This is a genomic window from Leisingera sp. XS_AS12 (assembly GCF_041224635.1).
GTDB lineage: Bacteria > Pseudomonadota > Alphaproteobacteria > Rhodobacterales > Rhodobacteraceae > Leisingera.
In genome coordinates this window covers 1-417 of the sequence record NZ_JBGFGM010000124.1, presented here as the reverse complement: position 1 = coordinate 417, position 417 = coordinate 1, and the positions used below count along the sequence as shown (strand labels likewise).

The 417-nt window shown below is 62.6% G+C and carries 1 protein-coding gene; it reads right to left on the bottom strand.

Annotated elements, in window-relative coordinates; all coding sequences use genetic code 11:
* A partial coding sequence (locus AB9K35_RS20325; RefSeq protein WP_369928956.1) for a hypothetical protein occupies positions 1–417 on the bottom strand: 417 nt, incomplete at both ends.

The following is a 417-nucleotide window of genomic DNA, read 5'->3' as shown; positions in this document are numbered from 1 at the left end:
GGTTCCGGCGATGGTGACGGATCCGGTCGGATCGTCGTTGACGTTGGTCACGGTGGCCGTTGCGGCACTGGTCACGCTCTCGGTCGTGCCTTCACCATCGGTATAGGTTGCTGCGACGGTGATGACCGCGCCGACATCGTCTTGGGTAAGCGTGTAGGTGCTGCCACTCGCGCCGCTGATGTCGACGCCATCGCGTTTCCACTGGTAAGCGATCGTGCCCAGCCCGTCTTCATCTGCCAGGGTGTTGGCTGCCGTAAGAGTTTGATCTTCGGCAGCGGTTCCGGCGATGGTGACGGATCCGGTCGGATCGTCGTTGACGTTGGTCACGGTGGCCGTTGCGGCACTGGTCACGCTCTCGGTCGTGCCTTCACCATCGGTATAGGTTGCTGCGACGGTGATGACCGCGCCGACATCGTC